Raw genomic sequence first — 16,047 nt, forward strand, 5'->3', positions numbered from 1 at the left:
TTAGTATGCTAACATACTAATTATGATCACTTGGGTTTCTTCTATTATATTTATCGCTTTGCTTTTGAGCATGGGTCAGCGAATAGTAAAAAGATTTAAACTGATAGCCCAAACGATTCATCTCACCCAGCCTCTATATATTCAAGATCATCCGAAGGAGCGATTGAATCGAATGATGCGACTGGCTTTCGGACAACAAAAAATGTTCGATAAGCCGCTAGTGGCCTTATTTCATTTATTTATTTACCTCGGATTCATCCTTATCAATATTAAAGTATTAGAAATTATCATCGATGGAATTTTCGGCACCCATAGAATTTTTGCCTCCATTTTGGGTTCTTTTTATCCCTTCCTGATCAACTTTTTTGAAATACTTTCCGGATTGGTCTTTGTGGCCTGTATCTTCTTTTTTATAAGAAGAGCTTTACTTCCAATTAAACGATTTCAGCATCCCGATTTAAATGGATTTCCCAGAAAAGATGCATTCACCATTTTAGGAATTGAAATGATTTTGATGTTGGCATTATGGACAATGAATGCATGTGATGCCTTGCTCCAACAAGCTGGGAACGAACATTATCCACTTGTTGGCCAATTTATTATTTCACAAAATTTCATTCCTCTTTTTACACATTTTTCTATTGAAACCATCCATTTAATTGAACGAATTGCTTGGTGGTTTCATATTACAGGAATCTTGTCTTTTGCACTTTACGTTACTTATTCCAAACATTTACACATCTTTTTCGCTTTTCCTGCCACTTATTTTTCCAATTTGTCGAAATACGGAACTATGCAATCCATGCCATCTGTTGAATTTGAGGTAAAGAATATGTTGGGATTGCCAACGGACCCAAATTTCACTCCAAACCCCAATCAAAAATTTGGTGCAAAGGATGTTTTTGATTTACATATCAAAAATGCCTTGGATGCCTATTCCTGCACAGAGTGCGGACGCTGCACGGAGCAATGTCCTGCCAACAATTCGGGTCGGAAATTGTCTCCAAGAAAAATCATGATGGCAACTCGTGATCGTTTGGAAGACGTTGGCAAAGTTTTAGAACAAAACAAGGGTAACTGGGTAGATGATGGCAAAGCTTTACTTAATGACTACATTTCGGGAGAGGAGTTAAGGGCATGTACCACGTGTCAGGCTTGTTTGCAAGCTTGCCCCATAGAACTCAATCCCTTAGATATCATTTTACAAATGCGCAGATTTCAAATCATGGAGCTTTCTGATGCTCCCAATGAATGGAATTTGATGTTCAATAATTTAGAAACAAATCAGGCTCCTTGGAAATTCAATCCAAATGACCGTTTAAACTGGGCAACAGAACAATGAAAAAAGTATTTTTAACGCTGCTTATATTAATTATTTTAGGCTATTGGTTCGGGCCACAGCCCGAAGCTCCCAAACTATTGACAGAGCCTAATTGGAAAAATATTCCAGACTCAGCTTTGGCCATATCACATTTTGTGGATAGCGTGGAAGCTCAAAATAAAAACATAAAACCGAACAACCAAGCCAGAGTAATTTTTGCAGATTCTGCACATCCCAAAAAAACGAAAGTAGTTTTTCTGTATGTGCATGGCTTTTCTGCCTCTCAAATGGAGGGCGATCCTGTGCATAGAAATGTTGCAAAAGCATTTGGGGCCAATTTAGTTTTAGCGCGCGTGGCAGGACATGGCGAGCAAACATCTGACCATATTTTTGAAAAAACAAGTGCCGACGACATGTACCAAAGTGTTGAAAATTATTACGCTTTGGCTAAAAAACTTGGAGAAGAGGTTGTCGTTTTGGGGACTTCATTTGGTGGGGCAATGTCGGTCTTTTTGGCAAAAAATCACCCAGAAATGAAGGCATTAATTCTTTACGGACCTTGCATAAAAATTGCTGATCCGGCCGCTGTGGTATTAGACAAACCCTGGGGATTACAGCTAGCGCGATTAATCTTAAAAGGAGAAAATCGAGATATTCCTTCCAAAAATCCATTGCACCAACAATATTGGTCGCTGCATTACCGATTAGAAGGACCAGTGGCGATGCAAAATTTCTTGAGCCATACCATGACGAAAGAGGTATTCAATGGTGTAAAGGTTCCACTTTATTTGACTTATTATTACAAGGATGAGCAGCATCAAGATGATGTTGTTTCTGTAAAAGCCATGCGCGAAATGTTTCCAGAAATTGGTACGGCCGATTCATTGAAAAAAGAAGAGGCATTTCCATTGTCGGGTTATCATGTGATGACTTCCCCAATTTTGGGAAAACATGTTGAGATTGTTACTCAAAAAAGCATAGAATATTTGGAAAATACAGTAAAACTCAAAAGAATATGAATCCACAAATAGTCATTTATGCGATTCCATTTTTCTTAGTAACTCTTCTTTTGGAATCCTACTTTTCTGCCAAAGAACATAAAGGATTTACGGAAACTAAAGACTCTTTGACCTCTATTGCCTTAGGCCTCGGAAATTTAGGAATTGGCATGTTAACAAAAGGTTTAGTCTGGATATCTTTCTTTTATTTATACGAAAATTGGAGAATTTTTAACCTTGAAAGCTGGTCAATACCTATTTTAGTTTTCACTTTTTTTGCAGAAGATTTCACCTATTATTGGCTGCATCGATTTGCCCATGAAATCCGGTATTTTTGGGCTTCTCACTTACCCCATCATTCGTCTCCGAAATACAATTTAGCGGCGGCTTTGCGACAAAGTTGGACCAGCAACATCTCCGGTGTTTTCCTATTTTACATTTGGGTTCCACTTTTAGGAATTCACCCATTTGTTCTATTTACTTTTCAACAAATCAGTTTGGTGTATCAATATTGGATACATACAGAATTTGTTAAAAAAATGCCCAATTGGTTTGAATTCATCTTCAATACTCCTTCCCACCACCGAGTGCATCATGGGATTGATTTAAAATATTTGGACAAAAATTATGGCGGTGTTTTAATCATCTGGGATAGACTTTTTGGCACTTTCCAAGCAGAAGAGGAACATCCGCATTATGGATTAACTAAGCAAATCGAAAGCTATAATCCCGCCAAAATAGCCATTTACGAATGGGTAAATATCTTCAAGGATATTACAAGCAAATACCATTTTAAACACTTGTTTAAAACCATTTTTGGACCTCCTGGGTGGAGTCCAGATGGCAGCACCCTAACTGTGGAACAAATGAGAGCAAAAGCGAAAGAAGAAATTTAGCATGGAAGCAATTAAAACAATGGCCGACTGGTCGGCAAGTGGAGAAAGTCCCGAATATCTTTTTTGGGTAGGTTGTGCGGGTTCTTTCGACGACCGACAAAAAAAAGTGACGCGTGCTTTTTGTGAAATCTTGCAAAAAGTAGGCATTACTTTTGCCGTATTAGGTAAAGAAGAAGCTTGCACAGGTGACCCTGCCCGACGTGCAGGAAATGAATTTTTATTCCAAATGCAAGCCAATGCGAACGTACAGGTGTTAAATATGTATGGGGTCAAAAAAATTATTACCACTTGTCCACATTGTTTCAATACGCTCAAAAATGAATACCCAGCCTTAGGAGGAAATTATGAAGTCATTCACCATTCGCAATTACTAGCCACCTTAATTCAGGAGGGTAAAATTAAGTCGAACGGAACATCTGAGGAAATTGCCTATCACGACTCTTGCTATTTAGGAAGAGCCAATGGGGTCTATGAGGCTCCACGTGAAATAATTTTAGGTTTACAAAAGGAACTAAAAGAGCTTAAAAGTTGTAAAACAAATGGACTTTGTTGTGGAGCAGGAGGTGCGCAAGTATTTAAGGAGCCAGAGGCCGGAGCAATAGATATGCAAGTGAGAAGAGCTAATGAAATTGTGGAATCAGGTGCAAAAAAAGTGGCCATAGGCTGTCCATTTTGCATGGTGATGTTGCAAGATGGTTTGAATAAAACAGGAAAAGAAAAAGAAATTCAATTAATAGATTTGGCTGAATTAGTTCAGCAAACGATGTAAATATGTTATTTAAAGTAGAAGAATTATCGCCCAATTCAAGGGTTTGGATTTATCAGGCAAATCGGAAATTAACTGCCGATGAAATTCAATATTTGGAGGAGTTTTTGGGCAGAGAAATGGAGGAGTGGTCGGCTCATGGAGCTGCCTTAAAAGCAGGCTTTGAAATCCGTTATAATCAAATCATTGCCTTATTTGCAGACGAAGGCCAGCATGCAGCTTCAGGATGCTCAATCGACTCTTCTACCAGATGGTTCAAGGATTTAGGACAAAAAATGGAGATTGATTTCTTCGACAGATCCATAGCCATAGTGCAAAACGATACATTACAATTATTTTCTATGTTGGCAGGTAAAAAGGAGGTGGAATCAGGCAATATTCAATCAGATAGTTTAGTTGCAACTCCTCAGGTACCAAATTTAGAATTTTACCAAAACAAATGGCCAGAACTCGCTAAGGATTCTTGGTTAAAAAAGTATTTTCAATCTGTGAACGCATAAAATGGCAGAAGATTTACAACTTATAGAAGGTACTCGAGCAGAAAAGTATGCCAACCTACTACCACAAATAGAAGGCCTTTTGCATGGTGAAACAGATAAATATGCCAATTTAGCCAACATTTCCGCGGCATTGTACCAAACCTTTGGATTTTTCTGGATTGGTTTTTATTTGGTAAAACAAGAACAATTGGTTCTCGGACCGTTCCAAGGACCCGTTGCCTGTACACGAATCCCCTTTTCAAAAGGTGTTTGTGGATTTACCTACCGAGAAGGCAAAACAGTGATCGTGCCCAATGTGGATGAATTTCCAGGACATATCGCATGCGCCTCGGCTTCCAAATCAGAAATTGTAGTACCTGCAAAAAACAAAAAGGGAGAAGTAATTTTGGTCTTAGATGTAGATTCTGATCAATTGGATGATTTCTCAGAAACTGACAAAGTAGGATTAGAAAAAATTATTTCTTTGGTAGAAAAAAATTGGGAAAACTGGAATTAAGCGTTCCAAATTTCCCAAGCCTTATCGGCTTGTCCATACAGCATCTCCAAGCCTTCATGTACTCCACCTACACCAGCGGCTAATCCCTTTTTCAAAAATGCGGTTTGCAGTGGATTGTACACGATATCGTACAAATAATGCTGCTTCGTCAATAATTCGTATGGAATTTCCGGTGAAGTATTTTCATTTGGATGCATCCCAAGTGGAGTAGTATTAACGATCAAAGAAACATCAGACATTAGTTGAGGTAAGTCATTATAGGAAACAATTCCTTCCGACGCATTTCGAGAAACCTTAATCACTGGAATTCCTAGATCTTCTATAGCTGCAATTACTGCTTTAGCGGCCCCACCTTGTCCCAAAACCAAGGCCTTATACTTTGAAAATTCTGAAAAACCTGACCATTTTTTTAGGGTGTTTTGAAACCCGTAATAATCTGTATTAAAACCTTTACAAGTACCATCTGGCAGGAACTTTATGGTGTTAACGGCACCTATTCGTTCTGCAGCCGCATCAATGGTATCTAAAAAAGGAATTACCTGTTGCTTGTAAGGAATGGTAACATTCAACCCCTTCAAAACACCTTTATTAGTGGCAATAATTTGCGGTAAATCTTCAATTTGAGGAATTGGAAAAAGTTCATAAGCATGCGTTTTTGACAAACCCATTTCTTCAAATTTCTTGGTAAAATAGCCTTTGGAGAAAGAGTGTCCTAAAGGATATCCGATTAATCCAAACAAATTAGAGATGGCCATTAGTTAGAAAATTTACTTTTGATAATTCCCCATAAAATTGGCAAAACGGAAACGGCAACAATTCCCAAGACAACCTTTTCAAAATTTGTTTTCACCCATTCATTATCGCCTAAAAAGAATCCAGCAAGTGTTATTGAAGTCACCCAAAGCGTTGCGCCTAAAAATCCGTATAAAAGATACACTGGATATGACATGCGTCCCGCACCTGCCACAAATGGTGCTACTGTACGAACGATTGGTACAAATCGGGCTAAAATTACGGTTTTGGAGCCATATTTGGCATAAAAATCTTCTGTTTGTTGAATATGAGATTTTTTCAAAAACAAGATTTGTTCTTTTTCTCGAATGAAATCACTGAAAAATCTGCCCAAAAAATAATTACATTGGTCACCCAAAAGAGCTGCTAATATTAACATGGGAATTACTGTGCCAACGGCAATTTGTCCGGAGGCAGCAGCTAATAATCCCACAGAAAAAAGCAAGGAATCTCCAGGTAAAAGGGGCATAACCACCAGACCAGTTTCTACGAAAACAATGGCAAAAAGTAAAAAATAGGTTAAAGAACCATTTTCAGCAATGAAATTGCTTAAGAAAGTGAGTGGGTCTTTTAATAAATCGAATAGTAGTTGTAACATGAAAAGGAAAAGCCCGGAGAACCGGGCTAAATTTTATTTATCTAAAAAATGATCAAATGTGTCGCCGCGCAAACCTAATCGAATAGTTTCAAGCGAAATAACTTCATTGGGAGCAATATTTCCTACGTTTACATTAGCTCCTACTAATTTCACGAACCACACTTGTTGCGATTTTTGCGGTGCCTCCCAGATAATATTTTCTTCTGGAATTTCAGTTAAAATCTCTTCCACCAAACCCTGGCGAACTTCACCTGATGAGCGGAATAATCCTACATTCCCACCTTCACGCGCCTCTCCAATTACCTTCCAAGCACCAGCTTCCAACTCCATTCGCATCAATTTAATCCATTTGTAAGGAGGAATAATTTTTGCCTCATCCTTTGAACCAACTTCAGAAAGAACGGTTACATGTTTTGACAAACGATGGATAAACTCACATTTTACATCTGATTCCATTTCTACAGAACCATCAGAAACCTCAGCATATTCCATGCCAAATTTATCTAATACACGTAGGTAATCTTCAAACTGATTTCTGATGTAAAAGGCCTCGAACAAAGTACCCCCAAAATAGACTGGAATACCGGCAGACTTATAAATAGCTAGTTTTTCTTTTAAATTCGGAGTTACATAAGAAGTCGCCCAACCCAATTTAACAATGTCTGTATATGGACTGCTAACTTCTAAAAAATCTTCCACCTGACGTAAGCTAAGGCCTTTGTCCATTACCATGGTTAAACCCTTTTGGCGAGGCTTGATTGCTCTTTCAGGAATTTGGGATAAATCGTAATTCATATTAGATTGCTTCAAGTAGTTCTTGATTAAGTTTTGTGTGGTTACAATTCAACAAAAATACGGATATTTCTGATTGAGCCAAAATAAAACATTCCAAAACCACCAATTAAATAAATCCAATTTGCATTTAGTATCTTTGTAAAAAATTACCATTATGCTTAAATACATTCTAAAAACAATTTGCTTATCCTTTATTTCCTTTTTCGCCTTTTCTCAAAATCATTCTGACCAAATTTTAGGTGAATGGTTAAGTGAGCCAAAAGACGGAAAAATCCTAATTTTCAAACAAGGAGATAAATATTTTGGAAAGATTTCATGGTCGAAAAGAGTTTCTCCAAAGGATGAAAAAAATCCAGATCCTGCACTTAGGTCCAAGGAATTATTGGGACTCGTAATTTTGAAAAATTTTAAATTTAATGGGGAGCATTGGGAAAGTGGAACCATTTACGATCCACATTCGGGTAAAACCTATGATTGCACCTTGAAATTAAGAAATCAAAATAAAACATTAGACATACGCGGATTTGTGGGTGTTTCTTTATTCGGAAGAACCAGCACCTGGACGCGGTCTTAAAGCCTAAGTAAAATGAATGCCAACGAAAAATTATTAGCCTTTTTAAATCAAAATATAGGTAGAAAATTCTCTGAAGGAAATCCAAATCCAGTAACCACTTGGTTAGATGGAACCTTATTAGCTGCTGAAATGGGAAGTATAACAGCAGAATTTGAAGTCAGACAAGACCAATTAAATCATGCTGGTGTAATGCACGGAGGAATCATTACCACTATTTTAGATGAAATGATGGGTGTAACCCTAATCACCTATGAAATTGAGCATTTGTATGTAACCATCAATTTGCATGTTGATTTTTTATTCGGTGCCAAATTAGGGGAAAAACTAAAAGCGGTCTCTCAAGTATACCGTGTTGGCAAAAAAATCGCAAATGTTGAGGCAAAATTATTCAACGCTAATGGGCAATTGATTGCAAAGGCTACGAGTAATTTGGCAGCGACGGGAGTAAGAGTGAGCCAGTGAGCAGAGTGAGCAGAGTGAGCCAGTGAGCCAGTGAGCAGAGTGAGCCAGTGAGCAGAGTGAGCCAGTGAGCAGGTATTTTTTAAAAAAATAAGTTTCTAGGTTAATAATATCAGTTTTTTTTCAATTGTATTAACACCAAATATTTAGATTTGAAATATTATGGTGGTAAAAAAATTTGAAGATCTTATTGCTTGGCAAAAAGCCAAAAATCTTTGTGTTGAAATTTGTTCAAAAATTGTCAAAAAAGAAAATGTTTCCTTTTATGATCAAATTTTTCGTGCAAGCCTATCAATTTCAAACAATATTTCAGAAGGATTTGGACGAAATTCTCAAAAAGAATTCAAGCGATTTATAATGATTGCACTTGGCTCCGCAAATGAAGTAAAATCCATGCTAATTTTAGGTCGAGAAATTGGAGTAATTAAAATAGAATTTTCTCAGGATTTAGAGCAAAAAGCAGATGAGGTTATTCGAATTATAATTGGACTTTCAAATAAAATTAAAATCTAGCTTCCCTGGCTCACTTTGCTCACTGGCTCACTCTGCTCACTCTGCTCACTTCAACACTTGATAAACAATCAACGCCGCTACGTAAGCTAAAGTTGTCATATAAGCGAACTGAATAACTGGATATTTCCATGATTTGGTTTCTCTGTAGGTAGTAGCCAAAGTACTCATGCACTGCATGGCAAAAGCATAAAATATTAACAGAGAAAATCCCAAAGCGGTATCATACATGGGTTTTCCTGTATCTGGATTAATTTCAGAACGCATACGCTGTTTGATGGTTGCATTCTCATCATCTGTTTCGCCTCCTAAGCTGTAAATAGTTGACATCGTACCTACAAAAACTTCTCGGGCTGCAAAAGAGGTTATTAAAGCAATGCCAATTTTCCAATCATATCCTATTGGTTTAATGACAGGCTCAATTATTTTCCCAAAATGACCAGCATACGAATTTTCTAATTTTTGTGCCGCTATTTTGTTTTCTAAATCGATTCCCCTTAGACTTGGGTATTGTTGTTTAACCGTTTGTTCAGCTTGGGTCATGGAATCGCCAGGACCATAACTTGCAAACACCCACAACACAATAGAAATTGCTACAATGATTTTACCCGCTTCAAATACAAAAGCCTTCACAGAATTTAAAATACTGATGGCAATGTGTTTGAAACGAGGCCCCTTGTAGGTTGGCAATTCCATGATGAAATAGCTTTTCTCATTGAACTTCAAGATTTTTTTCATCAAGGCAGCGGAAATCAAAGCCATAAAAAATCCTAATAAATACAAGGCAAAAAGTGCAACACCTTGCAAATTAAACAAGCCAAAAAGTGTGTTTTTTTCTGGAACTACCAATGAAATTAAAACTGTATATATTGGTAAACGTGCAGAACATGACATCAGGGGCGTCACCATTATCGTAATCAAGCGATCTTTCCAAGAACCAATTGACCTCGTTGACATGATAGCAGGCACCGCACAAGCTACGCCTGAAATCAAAGGCACAACTGATTTACCGTTGAGTCCAAATCGACGCATCATTTTGTCCATGATGAACATCACGCGCGACATATACCCTGTTTCTTCTAAAAGCGAAATAAATAAAAACAAAAAGGCTATTTGAGGAACAAAAATCAGAACTCCACCAATACCGGCTATTAAACCATCCGTCAACAAATCTGTTAATTTAGAGGCTGGCAAAACTTCTTTCAAATAGTCATTGATATGAGCTACTAATGAATCAATACCATCCATTGGGACCGATGCCCAAGTAAAAACGGCCTGAAACATTATAAAAAGTATGCCCAAGAAAATCACATAGCCTAATATAGGATGTAAAAAGGCTTTATCTAAACGATCTGTCCAGGTTTTAACTGGCTCATCGTCCCATTGTCGATTCAAATTGATCACGCAACGATCAACAATTTCGGTCAATAGTTCGTATCGTTTAACCGTTTCACGGGATTTATAAGTTTTGGCAAAAAAATGGTTTTTCACCATAATTCCATCAAAAGCTTCTCTTTGGGCTTGCGTAAACATTTTCATTCGATCATGTTCCATCAACCAAAGCAGAGCTCGATATGGGTCTGTTTCACCAAATTTTGCAGCAATATCTTTTAATAATTGGTCTTCAACCGGTAAGGGAAGTGCATCATTGGAGGCAAATCTATTTTTTAGCGTTTGGGCAACTGCTAATTTTAAACCATTAACTCCTATTCCCTTTTTTGCATTGATTTCTATAACCTCCACATTTAATTCACGTGCTAATTTCAAAGAATTGATAACAAATCCTTGATTTTCGGCCACGTCAATCATGTTTAAAGCCAAAACCGTTGGGATTCCCAAGTCGCGAACCTGCGAAAACAACAACAAATTTCTCTTTAAATTAGAGGCATCCGCCACCACAATGGCCATATCTGGATAATCCTCATGATTGGGATTTCCCAAAATATTAATCACCAATTCTTCGTCTAAAGATTTAGGATAAATAGAATATATACCCGGCAAATCTAAAATTTCAATTTCCTTTCCTGGCTCCAATTCCCAAATACCTGTCAATTTATCCATAGTTACCCCTGGAAAATTTCCGGTTTTCTGACGAAGACCCGTCAGACTATTAAATAATGAAGATTTACCTGCATTAGGATTACCTATTAATGCAATTTTTGCTCTATTTGCCAAAACTAAATGTTTTTACACTCTCTAATATTAATAGTAGAAGCCTCCTCCTTTCGCATAGAAAGTGTGTATCCAGACACTTTTAAGGCGATGGGGTCGCCAAATGGAGCTGTATGCGTTAGTTCAACGATGGTTCCAGGCAAACATCCCATTTCCAACAATTTTAAAGACAATAATTCATCTGTAAATCCAGCAATCACCGCTTTATCACCTACCTTCAATTCTGCCAATGTAGCCATTTAAACCGCTCTACCTTTACTTATTTAGAATAATTTTAAATTAGACACAAAGGTAGTAAAATTTTGTTGGCAAAAAATGATAAATATTAGGAAAATAAAAATCTAAAAGGTATTTAATCATTTTGTAACTTGCAGGTTCTTTGGATAGAAATGAAGTCGAACGAAATTTTTGTGCTAGTAAAAAAAGAGATAAACCTGGAATGGAGGCAGAAATTTGCCCTCCAAGGACTCATTTTGTATTTGGCCTCCACCATTTTCATTTGTTATCTTTCATTCAAAGCCAAGAATCAAAGCATCGAACCCATAACCTGGAATACCTTATTTTGGATAATCCTATTGTTTACTGCAGTAAATGCGGTGGGAAAAAGCTTCACACAGGAGCATAGGGACAGAAATTTATTTTATTTCCAGCTTTTCAAGCCTGAAAGTATTATTTTCTCCAAAATCATTTACAATAGCATCATGCTCATTGGAATGTCGCTCGTAGGTATATTATTTTACACCTGGGTCATGGGAAATCCGGTAGGAAATTTTCCTTTTTATTTGGTTGCTTTAGTTTTAGGAGCCTTGGGATTCTCCTCTACCCTCTCCCTAATTGCGGGAATTGCTGCCCAAGGAGAAAACACTGCAACCTTAATGGCAGTTTTGAGCTTTCCCATCATTGTACCTTTACTTTTATTGTTATTAAAACTTTCTAAATCGGCCATGGATGGTTTCGGTTTGGATGAAAACATAGACGAATTGGGCGTTTTAGTGGCCCTCGACTTAATTGTAATTGCCTTATCCGGAATACTTTTTCCTTTTATATGGAAACATTAAAAAAACATAGCTGGAAGTTTGTTGCACTACTGCTTCTAATTTACACCGTTGTGATGGGACTTTATGGAAAAGTGCCTCGACAAGCCATTTTGAACGAAACCGTAAGAAATTTATATTTCCACGTAACCATGTGGTTTTCCATGATTTTCTTATTAAGTACTTCTGTATATCATTCGGTTAAATACCTACAAACCTCCGACTTATCACATGACCAAAAATCCAATGCATACGTGGAGACAGGTTTGATTTTTGCAGTTTTAGGCCTATTAACAGGTTCCCTTTGGGCAAAATTTACTTGGGGTGCTTGGTGGACTAATGATCCCAAACTAAACTCAGTGGCTATTGGCATGTTGATTTATTTGGCCTATTTATTAGTTCGTTCCTCCCTACCAGATGAACAACAAAAAGCTAGAATTAGCAATGTGTACAACATTTTCGCCTTTGTAATTTTCATGGTTTTGATTTGGATCTTACCACGATTGACCGATTCCCTACATCCCGGAAACGGAGGAAATCCTGGTTTTAATTCCATGGACCTTGATAATAGAATGCGAATGGTATTTTATCCAGCAATCATAGGCTGGACGATGTTGGGATTTTGGATTGCCAACATCAAAATTAGAGTAAAGAAAATTGAAGAAACAATTGAAGAAACTGAATAACATGAAATATTTATTAAGCTTTTTATTCCTTATCCTGATAAATTTTGCTGCTTTTTCGCAAGAAGTTGAAATGGCAGACAAATTCCGTGCAGACGGAAAAATTTATGTAGTAATTGCCGTAATCTTAATTATTTTAATCGGATTATTTACCTTCTTATTTAGATTAGATAACAAAGTAAGTAAACTGGAAAAACGCCTAAAAAAATGAAAAAAACACATATCATTGGTTTAATCCTGATAGCAATTGCTATTGGAATAATCCTAATCACGACTGCAGACACCAGCACCTACGTTGGATTTGATGAGGCAGAGAAAATTGCTGCAGATAATCCTAACCAAAAAGTTCATGTGGTGGGACAATTGAAAAAAGATGCACAAGGAAATATCATTGGCATGCATTTTGATCCAGCAATGGATGCAAACCGCTTAGAATTTTTAGTAGTAGATAGCTTGGGAAGAGAAAATCAGGTTATTTATGGCGCCCCTAAACCACAAGATTTTGAAAAATCCGAGAAATTGGTGTTAGTTGGCAACATGAAATCCGATCATATATTCTATTGCGATAAAATCTTATTAAAGTGTCCATCTAAATACCAAGAGGGTAAAATTACAGCAGACACAACCAAAACCGCCGCCTTAAATTAACAAAATGTTACACGAAACCATTGGATCCGCTGGACATTTATTGGTCATTACATCATTCGTAACGGCCCTAATTGCTACGTTCGCCTATATCAAAGCCAGTTTTTCAAATGAGGTTGAAGAAAAATCTTCATGGATAAAATTTGCTAGAAGTATCTTTGTAACGCACCTTTTTGCGGTTGTCGCTGTTGCTGCAATTTTGTTTGTAATCATTTACAACCATTATTTTGAGTACCATTACGCATTTAGTCACTCCTCTTTAGCACTACCCATTCATTACATGATTTCCTGTTATTGGGAAGGGCAAGAAGGAAGTTTTCTTTTGTGGATTTTCTGGCAAGCCATAATTGGGGTAATCCTGATGGTAAAAAACCCGAAATGGGAGGCACAAGTAATGACCGTTTTTGCTTTGGTGCAAACCTTTTTAACTTCCATGATTTTAGGAATTATCATTCCTGGCATAGAATTAAAAATTGGGTCTTCGCCATTCCTTTTATTGAGAGAAGCGCAGCCCGACCTACCTGTTTGGACCATGCAACCAAATTTTATTCCCAAAGACGGAAGAGGCTTAAATCCATTATTACAAAATTATTGGATGGTTATTCACCCTCCCACCCTGTTCCTTGGTTTTGCTTTAACCTTAGTTCCTTTTGCATTTTTAATGGCAGGACTTTGGACGAACCAATTCAAAGAATGGATCAAACCAGCCTTGCCTTGGGCATCTTTTGGTGCAGCTGTTTTAGGGATTGGTATCATGATGGGAGCCTACTGGGCCTATGAAACCCTAAATTTTGGTGGCTATTGGAATTGGGACCCAGTTGAAAATGCATCTTTTGTGCCTTGGCTGGTTTTAATTGCTGCGATTCACACAATGGTTTCGGCAAGAACCTCAAGTACTGCTTTAAAAACAAGTATTATTTTGGTAATTGCTACCTTTATTTTGGTTCTATATTCTACCTTCTTGAATCGTTCGGGAATTTTAGGAAATGCCTCAGTACACTCATTTACAGACCTGGGACTTTCCGGACAATTGTTAATTTACTTGTTAACTTTTCTTATTGCAGCTATCGGTTTGGCAATTTGGAAGTGGTCCAAATTAGGTACCGATGAAAAAGAATTAGGAATTTACAATCGTGAATTTTGGATATTTTTAGGAGCAAGTATTTTAGCTCTTTCTGCATTCCAATTAACCTTCACTACTTCCATCCCTGTTTATAATAAAGTTGCAGAACTTTTCGGACTTGTTTCAAACATTGCCCTACCAGCGGACCAGGTGGAACATTACAGCAAAATTCAAATCTGGATTTACATTGTAGTTGCCATCGTTTCTGGAATCGCACAATTTATTTGGTGGGGAAAAATCAAAGAAGGCAAACAATGGAAAGCATTGCAAACTGCTCTTTTAACAGCAACATTTTTAACTGTGTTATTTGTTAATCTTGGCAAAATCTTCACCATCCCATACATCGTTTTATTGTGGAGTGGGCTATTCGCTGTAGTTGCAAACGGACAAATCATTTTCCATTTGTGGAAACAAAATGCTAAACTTTCTGGTGGGGCAACTTCCCATTTTGGTCTGGCAGTCATGTTGATTGGTATTTTATTTTCTGCAGGTTATTCCAAAGTCGTTTCCTTAAACAATTCTGGCTTTGCCATTTCCAACAAATCGGAGGATTTCACCAAAGACAACAACAAAGAAAACAAGGAAAATCTACCTCTTTGGTTAGGTCAAGGTGCGCAAATGCAAGATTATTTGGTTACCTATAAAGGTAGAAAAATTGCTTTACGTGGGCAATCTGGTTATTTCAACAGAAAAGATTTTGAGGTGATTGAAGGTGATTTCAAAGCAATTGCCCTAAAAGATATCATTCAAAATGAAAAGTCCATTGCCAAAAAAGGCGACACGCTTCTTTTTGAACCAGAAAACACGTATTACGAATTAGAATTCAAAAACGCAGAAGGAAAAACCGTTTCCTTATACCCTCGTTGGCAAGTGAATCCTAAAATGGGAACTGCCATTTCGCCAGACATCAAACACGGCTGGAACAACGATATTTACACCTATGTTTCTTTAGATCCGCGTTTGGCAACAGAGGCTGGAGAAGAAAAACAGTGGTCTGCCACACAAGAATATACCCAAAGCATTGGCGATACCTTATACATCAATGATTTCATTGCCGTTTTACGTAATGTAGGTCGTGTGGACAATTTTGAAGGAGCAAGCTTAGGTCCAAATGATGCAGCAGTGGAGGCACAGATTGAGGTGCTTGGAAAGAATAATGAAAACCATGTATTGAAACCCGTTTTTGTTATTAAAGAAGGTATGGTGGCCATGCCAGCTTTTGAGAATGAAGAAACAGGTATTAAGATTAAATTTACGTCTATCAATCCAAAAACTGGACAATTTAGCTTTGCTGTCAATACCACTCAACAGGAATTAATCATTATTAAAGCCTTAGAAAAACCGTACATAAATTTGGTTTGGATAGGTTCTATTTTAATCTTTGTTGGATTATTTTTATCGATGGTCAGACATTTAAAAACCCAAACGACCTAATATGTCTTTTAGAGAAATCATAAGTTTATCGGCTGGAATCGGATTTTTCATCATCTGGATTATAGATTTAAATGCCCCAACTCCCGCAGAAATTCAAGGAAAATTTTGGCATGAACTTTTTTACCATTACAATTGGTTGATGTTCTCTGTGGGTTGTTTGTTTTACTTCCAATACTTTAAAAACTTACGGGTAAAAAATCAGGAAACCTCAGATAAAAAACCGAATATCCCTAAGAAAAAGAAATAATTTC

General features: G+C 37.2%; 20 protein-coding genes. 15 read left to right on the forward strand and 5 right to left on the reverse strand.

Going from position 1 to position 16,047, the window contains the following annotated elements; genetic code table 11:
* Window positions 1–22 precede the first annotated feature (22 nt).
* The 6 genes from EOJ36_RS04660 to EOJ36_RS04685 are packed head-to-tail and all read left to right on the forward strand — an operon-like array spanning window position 23 to window position 4,977.
* Window positions 23–1,342 (forward strand): (Fe-S)-binding protein, encoded by a 1,320-nt coding sequence (locus EOJ36_RS04660; protein WP_127802868.1) that lies wholly within the window; start codon window positions 23–25, stop codon window positions 1,340–1,342.
* A complete protein-coding gene (locus EOJ36_RS04665) occupies window positions 1,339–2,340 on the forward strand; it encodes an alpha/beta hydrolase (protein WP_127802869.1) in 1,002 nt (333 codons plus the stop codon). Before EOJ36_RS04660 ends, EOJ36_RS04665 begins: the two co-directional genes overlap by 4 nt.
* Window positions 2,337–3,215: a sterol desaturase family protein gene (locus EOJ36_RS04670; RefSeq protein ID WP_127802870.1), complete on the forward strand. Its 879-nt coding sequence runs from the start codon at window positions 2,337–2,339 to the stop codon at window positions 3,213–3,215. The genes EOJ36_RS04665 and EOJ36_RS04670 overlap by 4 nt, the downstream gene beginning before the upstream one ends.
* Before the next feature lies 1 nt (window position 3,216).
* A complete protein-coding gene (locus EOJ36_RS04675) occupies window positions 3,217–3,984 on the forward strand; it encodes a (Fe-S)-binding protein (RefSeq protein ID WP_238944409.1) in 768 nt (255 codons plus the stop codon).
* A gap of 2 nt (window positions 3,985–3,986) precedes the next feature.
* Window positions 3,987–4,481 carry a hypothetical protein gene (locus tag EOJ36_RS04680; protein WP_127802871.1) on the forward strand — a complete coding sequence of 165 codons (495 nt, stop codon included), beginning with the start codon at window positions 3,987–3,989 and terminating at the stop codon, window positions 4,479–4,481.
* Window position 4,482: 1 nt separating this feature from the next.
* Window positions 4,483–4,977, forward strand: a complete 495-nt coding sequence (locus EOJ36_RS04685; RefSeq protein WP_127802872.1) for a GAF domain-containing protein — start codon at window positions 4,483–4,485, stop codon at window positions 4,975–4,977.
* Here the strand turns inward: EOJ36_RS04685 and EOJ36_RS04690 are convergent.
* The 3 genes from EOJ36_RS04690 to EOJ36_RS04700 are packed head-to-tail and all read right to left on the reverse strand — an operon-like array spanning window position 4,974 to window position 7,162.
* The gene (locus EOJ36_RS04690; protein WP_127802873.1) at window positions 4,974–5,732 is read right to left on the reverse strand and encodes a shikimate dehydrogenase family protein; all 759 of its coding nucleotides are present in this window, start codon (window positions 5,730–5,732) and stop codon (window positions 4,974–4,976) included. The two genes, EOJ36_RS04685 and EOJ36_RS04690, sit on opposite strands and share 4 nt — an antisense overlap.
* Entirely contained in the window at window positions 5,732–6,367 is a 636-nt protein-coding gene (locus tag EOJ36_RS04695; RefSeq protein WP_127802874.1) for a VTT domain-containing protein, read from the reverse strand. The genes EOJ36_RS04690 and EOJ36_RS04695 overlap by 1 nt, the downstream gene beginning before the upstream one ends.
* A 33-nt stretch (window positions 6,368–6,400) precedes the next feature.
* Complete coding sequence (locus EOJ36_RS04700) at window positions 6,401–7,162, reverse strand: phosphosulfolactate synthase (protein ID WP_127802875.1); 762 nt, start codon at window positions 7,160–7,162, stop codon at window positions 6,401–6,403.
* A gap of 154 nt (window positions 7,163–7,316) precedes the next feature.
* Here EOJ36_RS04700 and EOJ36_RS04705 point away from each other — a divergent pair, with 154 nt between their 5' ends.
* From EOJ36_RS04705 to EOJ36_RS04715, 3 genes are all read left to right on the forward strand, one after another.
* Complete coding sequence (locus tag EOJ36_RS04705) at window positions 7,317–7,736, forward strand: DUF2147 domain-containing protein (RefSeq protein WP_127802876.1); 420 nt, start codon at window positions 7,317–7,319, stop codon at window positions 7,734–7,736.
* Between the two features lie 12 nt (window positions 7,737–7,748).
* A complete protein-coding gene (locus EOJ36_RS04710; RefSeq protein WP_127802877.1) occupies window positions 7,749–8,198 on the forward strand; it encodes a PaaI family thioesterase in 450 nt (149 codons plus the stop codon).
* A gap of 159 nt (window positions 8,199–8,357) precedes the next feature.
* The gene (locus EOJ36_RS04715; RefSeq protein WP_127802878.1) at window positions 8,358–8,708 is read left to right on the forward strand and encodes a four helix bundle protein; all 351 of its coding nucleotides are present in this window, start codon (window positions 8,358–8,360) and stop codon (window positions 8,706–8,708) included.
* A 45-nt stretch (window positions 8,709–8,753) separates the two neighbouring features.
* Here the strand turns inward: EOJ36_RS04715 and feoB are convergent, their stop codons facing one another.
* Together feoB and EOJ36_RS04725 are read right to left on the reverse strand one after the other, a co-directional pair.
* The gene (feoB, locus tag EOJ36_RS04720; protein WP_127802879.1) at window positions 8,754–10,880 is read right to left on the reverse strand and encodes a ferrous iron transport protein B; all 2,127 of its coding nucleotides are present in this window, start codon (window positions 10,878–10,880) and stop codon (window positions 8,754–8,756) included.
* Window positions 10,881–10,882: 2 nt separating this feature from the next.
* Window positions 10,883–11,116 carry a FeoA family protein gene (locus EOJ36_RS04725; protein WP_127802880.1) on the reverse strand — a complete coding sequence of 78 codons (234 nt, stop codon included), beginning with the start codon at window positions 11,114–11,116 and terminating at the stop codon, window positions 10,883–10,885.
* Window positions 11,117–11,266: 150 nt separating this feature from the next.
* Here EOJ36_RS04725 and EOJ36_RS04730 point away from each other — a divergent pair, with 150 nt between their 5' ends.
* Genes EOJ36_RS04730 through EOJ36_RS04755 form a run of 6 tightly spaced genes read left to right on the forward strand, consistent with a single transcriptional unit; the run spans window position 11,267 to window position 16,043 of the window.
* On the forward strand, window positions 11,267–11,935 hold the full coding sequence (locus EOJ36_RS04730) for a heme exporter protein CcmB (protein WP_127802881.1): 669 nt from the start codon (window positions 11,267–11,269) through the stop codon (window positions 11,933–11,935).
* Complete coding sequence (gene ccsA / locus EOJ36_RS04735) at window positions 11,923–12,597, forward strand: cytochrome c biogenesis protein (protein WP_127802882.1); 675 nt, start codon at window positions 11,923–11,925, stop codon at window positions 12,595–12,597. Before EOJ36_RS04730 ends, ccsA (EOJ36_RS04735) begins: the two co-directional genes overlap by 13 nt.
* 1 nt (window position 12,598) lies before the next feature.
* Window positions 12,599–12,805, forward strand: a complete 207-nt coding sequence (locus tag EOJ36_RS04740; RefSeq protein WP_127802883.1) for a CcmD family protein — start codon at window positions 12,599–12,601, stop codon at window positions 12,803–12,805.
* Window positions 12,802–13,242 carry a cytochrome c maturation protein CcmE domain-containing protein gene (locus EOJ36_RS04745; protein ID WP_127802884.1) on the forward strand — a complete coding sequence of 147 codons (441 nt, stop codon included), beginning with the start codon at window positions 12,802–12,804 and terminating at the stop codon, window positions 13,240–13,242. The genes EOJ36_RS04740 and EOJ36_RS04745 overlap by 4 nt, the downstream gene beginning before the upstream one ends.
* 4 nt (window positions 13,243–13,246) lie before the next feature.
* On the forward strand, window positions 13,247–15,796 hold the full coding sequence (gene ccsA / locus EOJ36_RS04750; RefSeq protein WP_127802885.1) for a cytochrome c biogenesis protein CcsA: 2,550 nt from the start codon (window positions 13,247–13,249) through the stop codon (window positions 15,794–15,796).
* A 1-nt stretch (window position 15,797) separates the two neighbouring features.
* On the forward strand, window positions 15,798–16,043 hold the full coding sequence (locus tag EOJ36_RS04755) for a hypothetical protein (protein WP_127802886.1): 246 nt from the start codon (window positions 15,798–15,800) through the stop codon (window positions 16,041–16,043).
* The last annotated feature ends 4 nt before the right edge of the window (window positions 16,044–16,047 follow it).

The organism is Sandaracinomonas limnophila (genome assembly GCF_004005965.1).
Classification (GTDB): Bacteria; Bacteroidota; Bacteroidia; order Cytophagales; family Spirosomataceae; genus Sandaracinomonas; species Sandaracinomonas limnophila.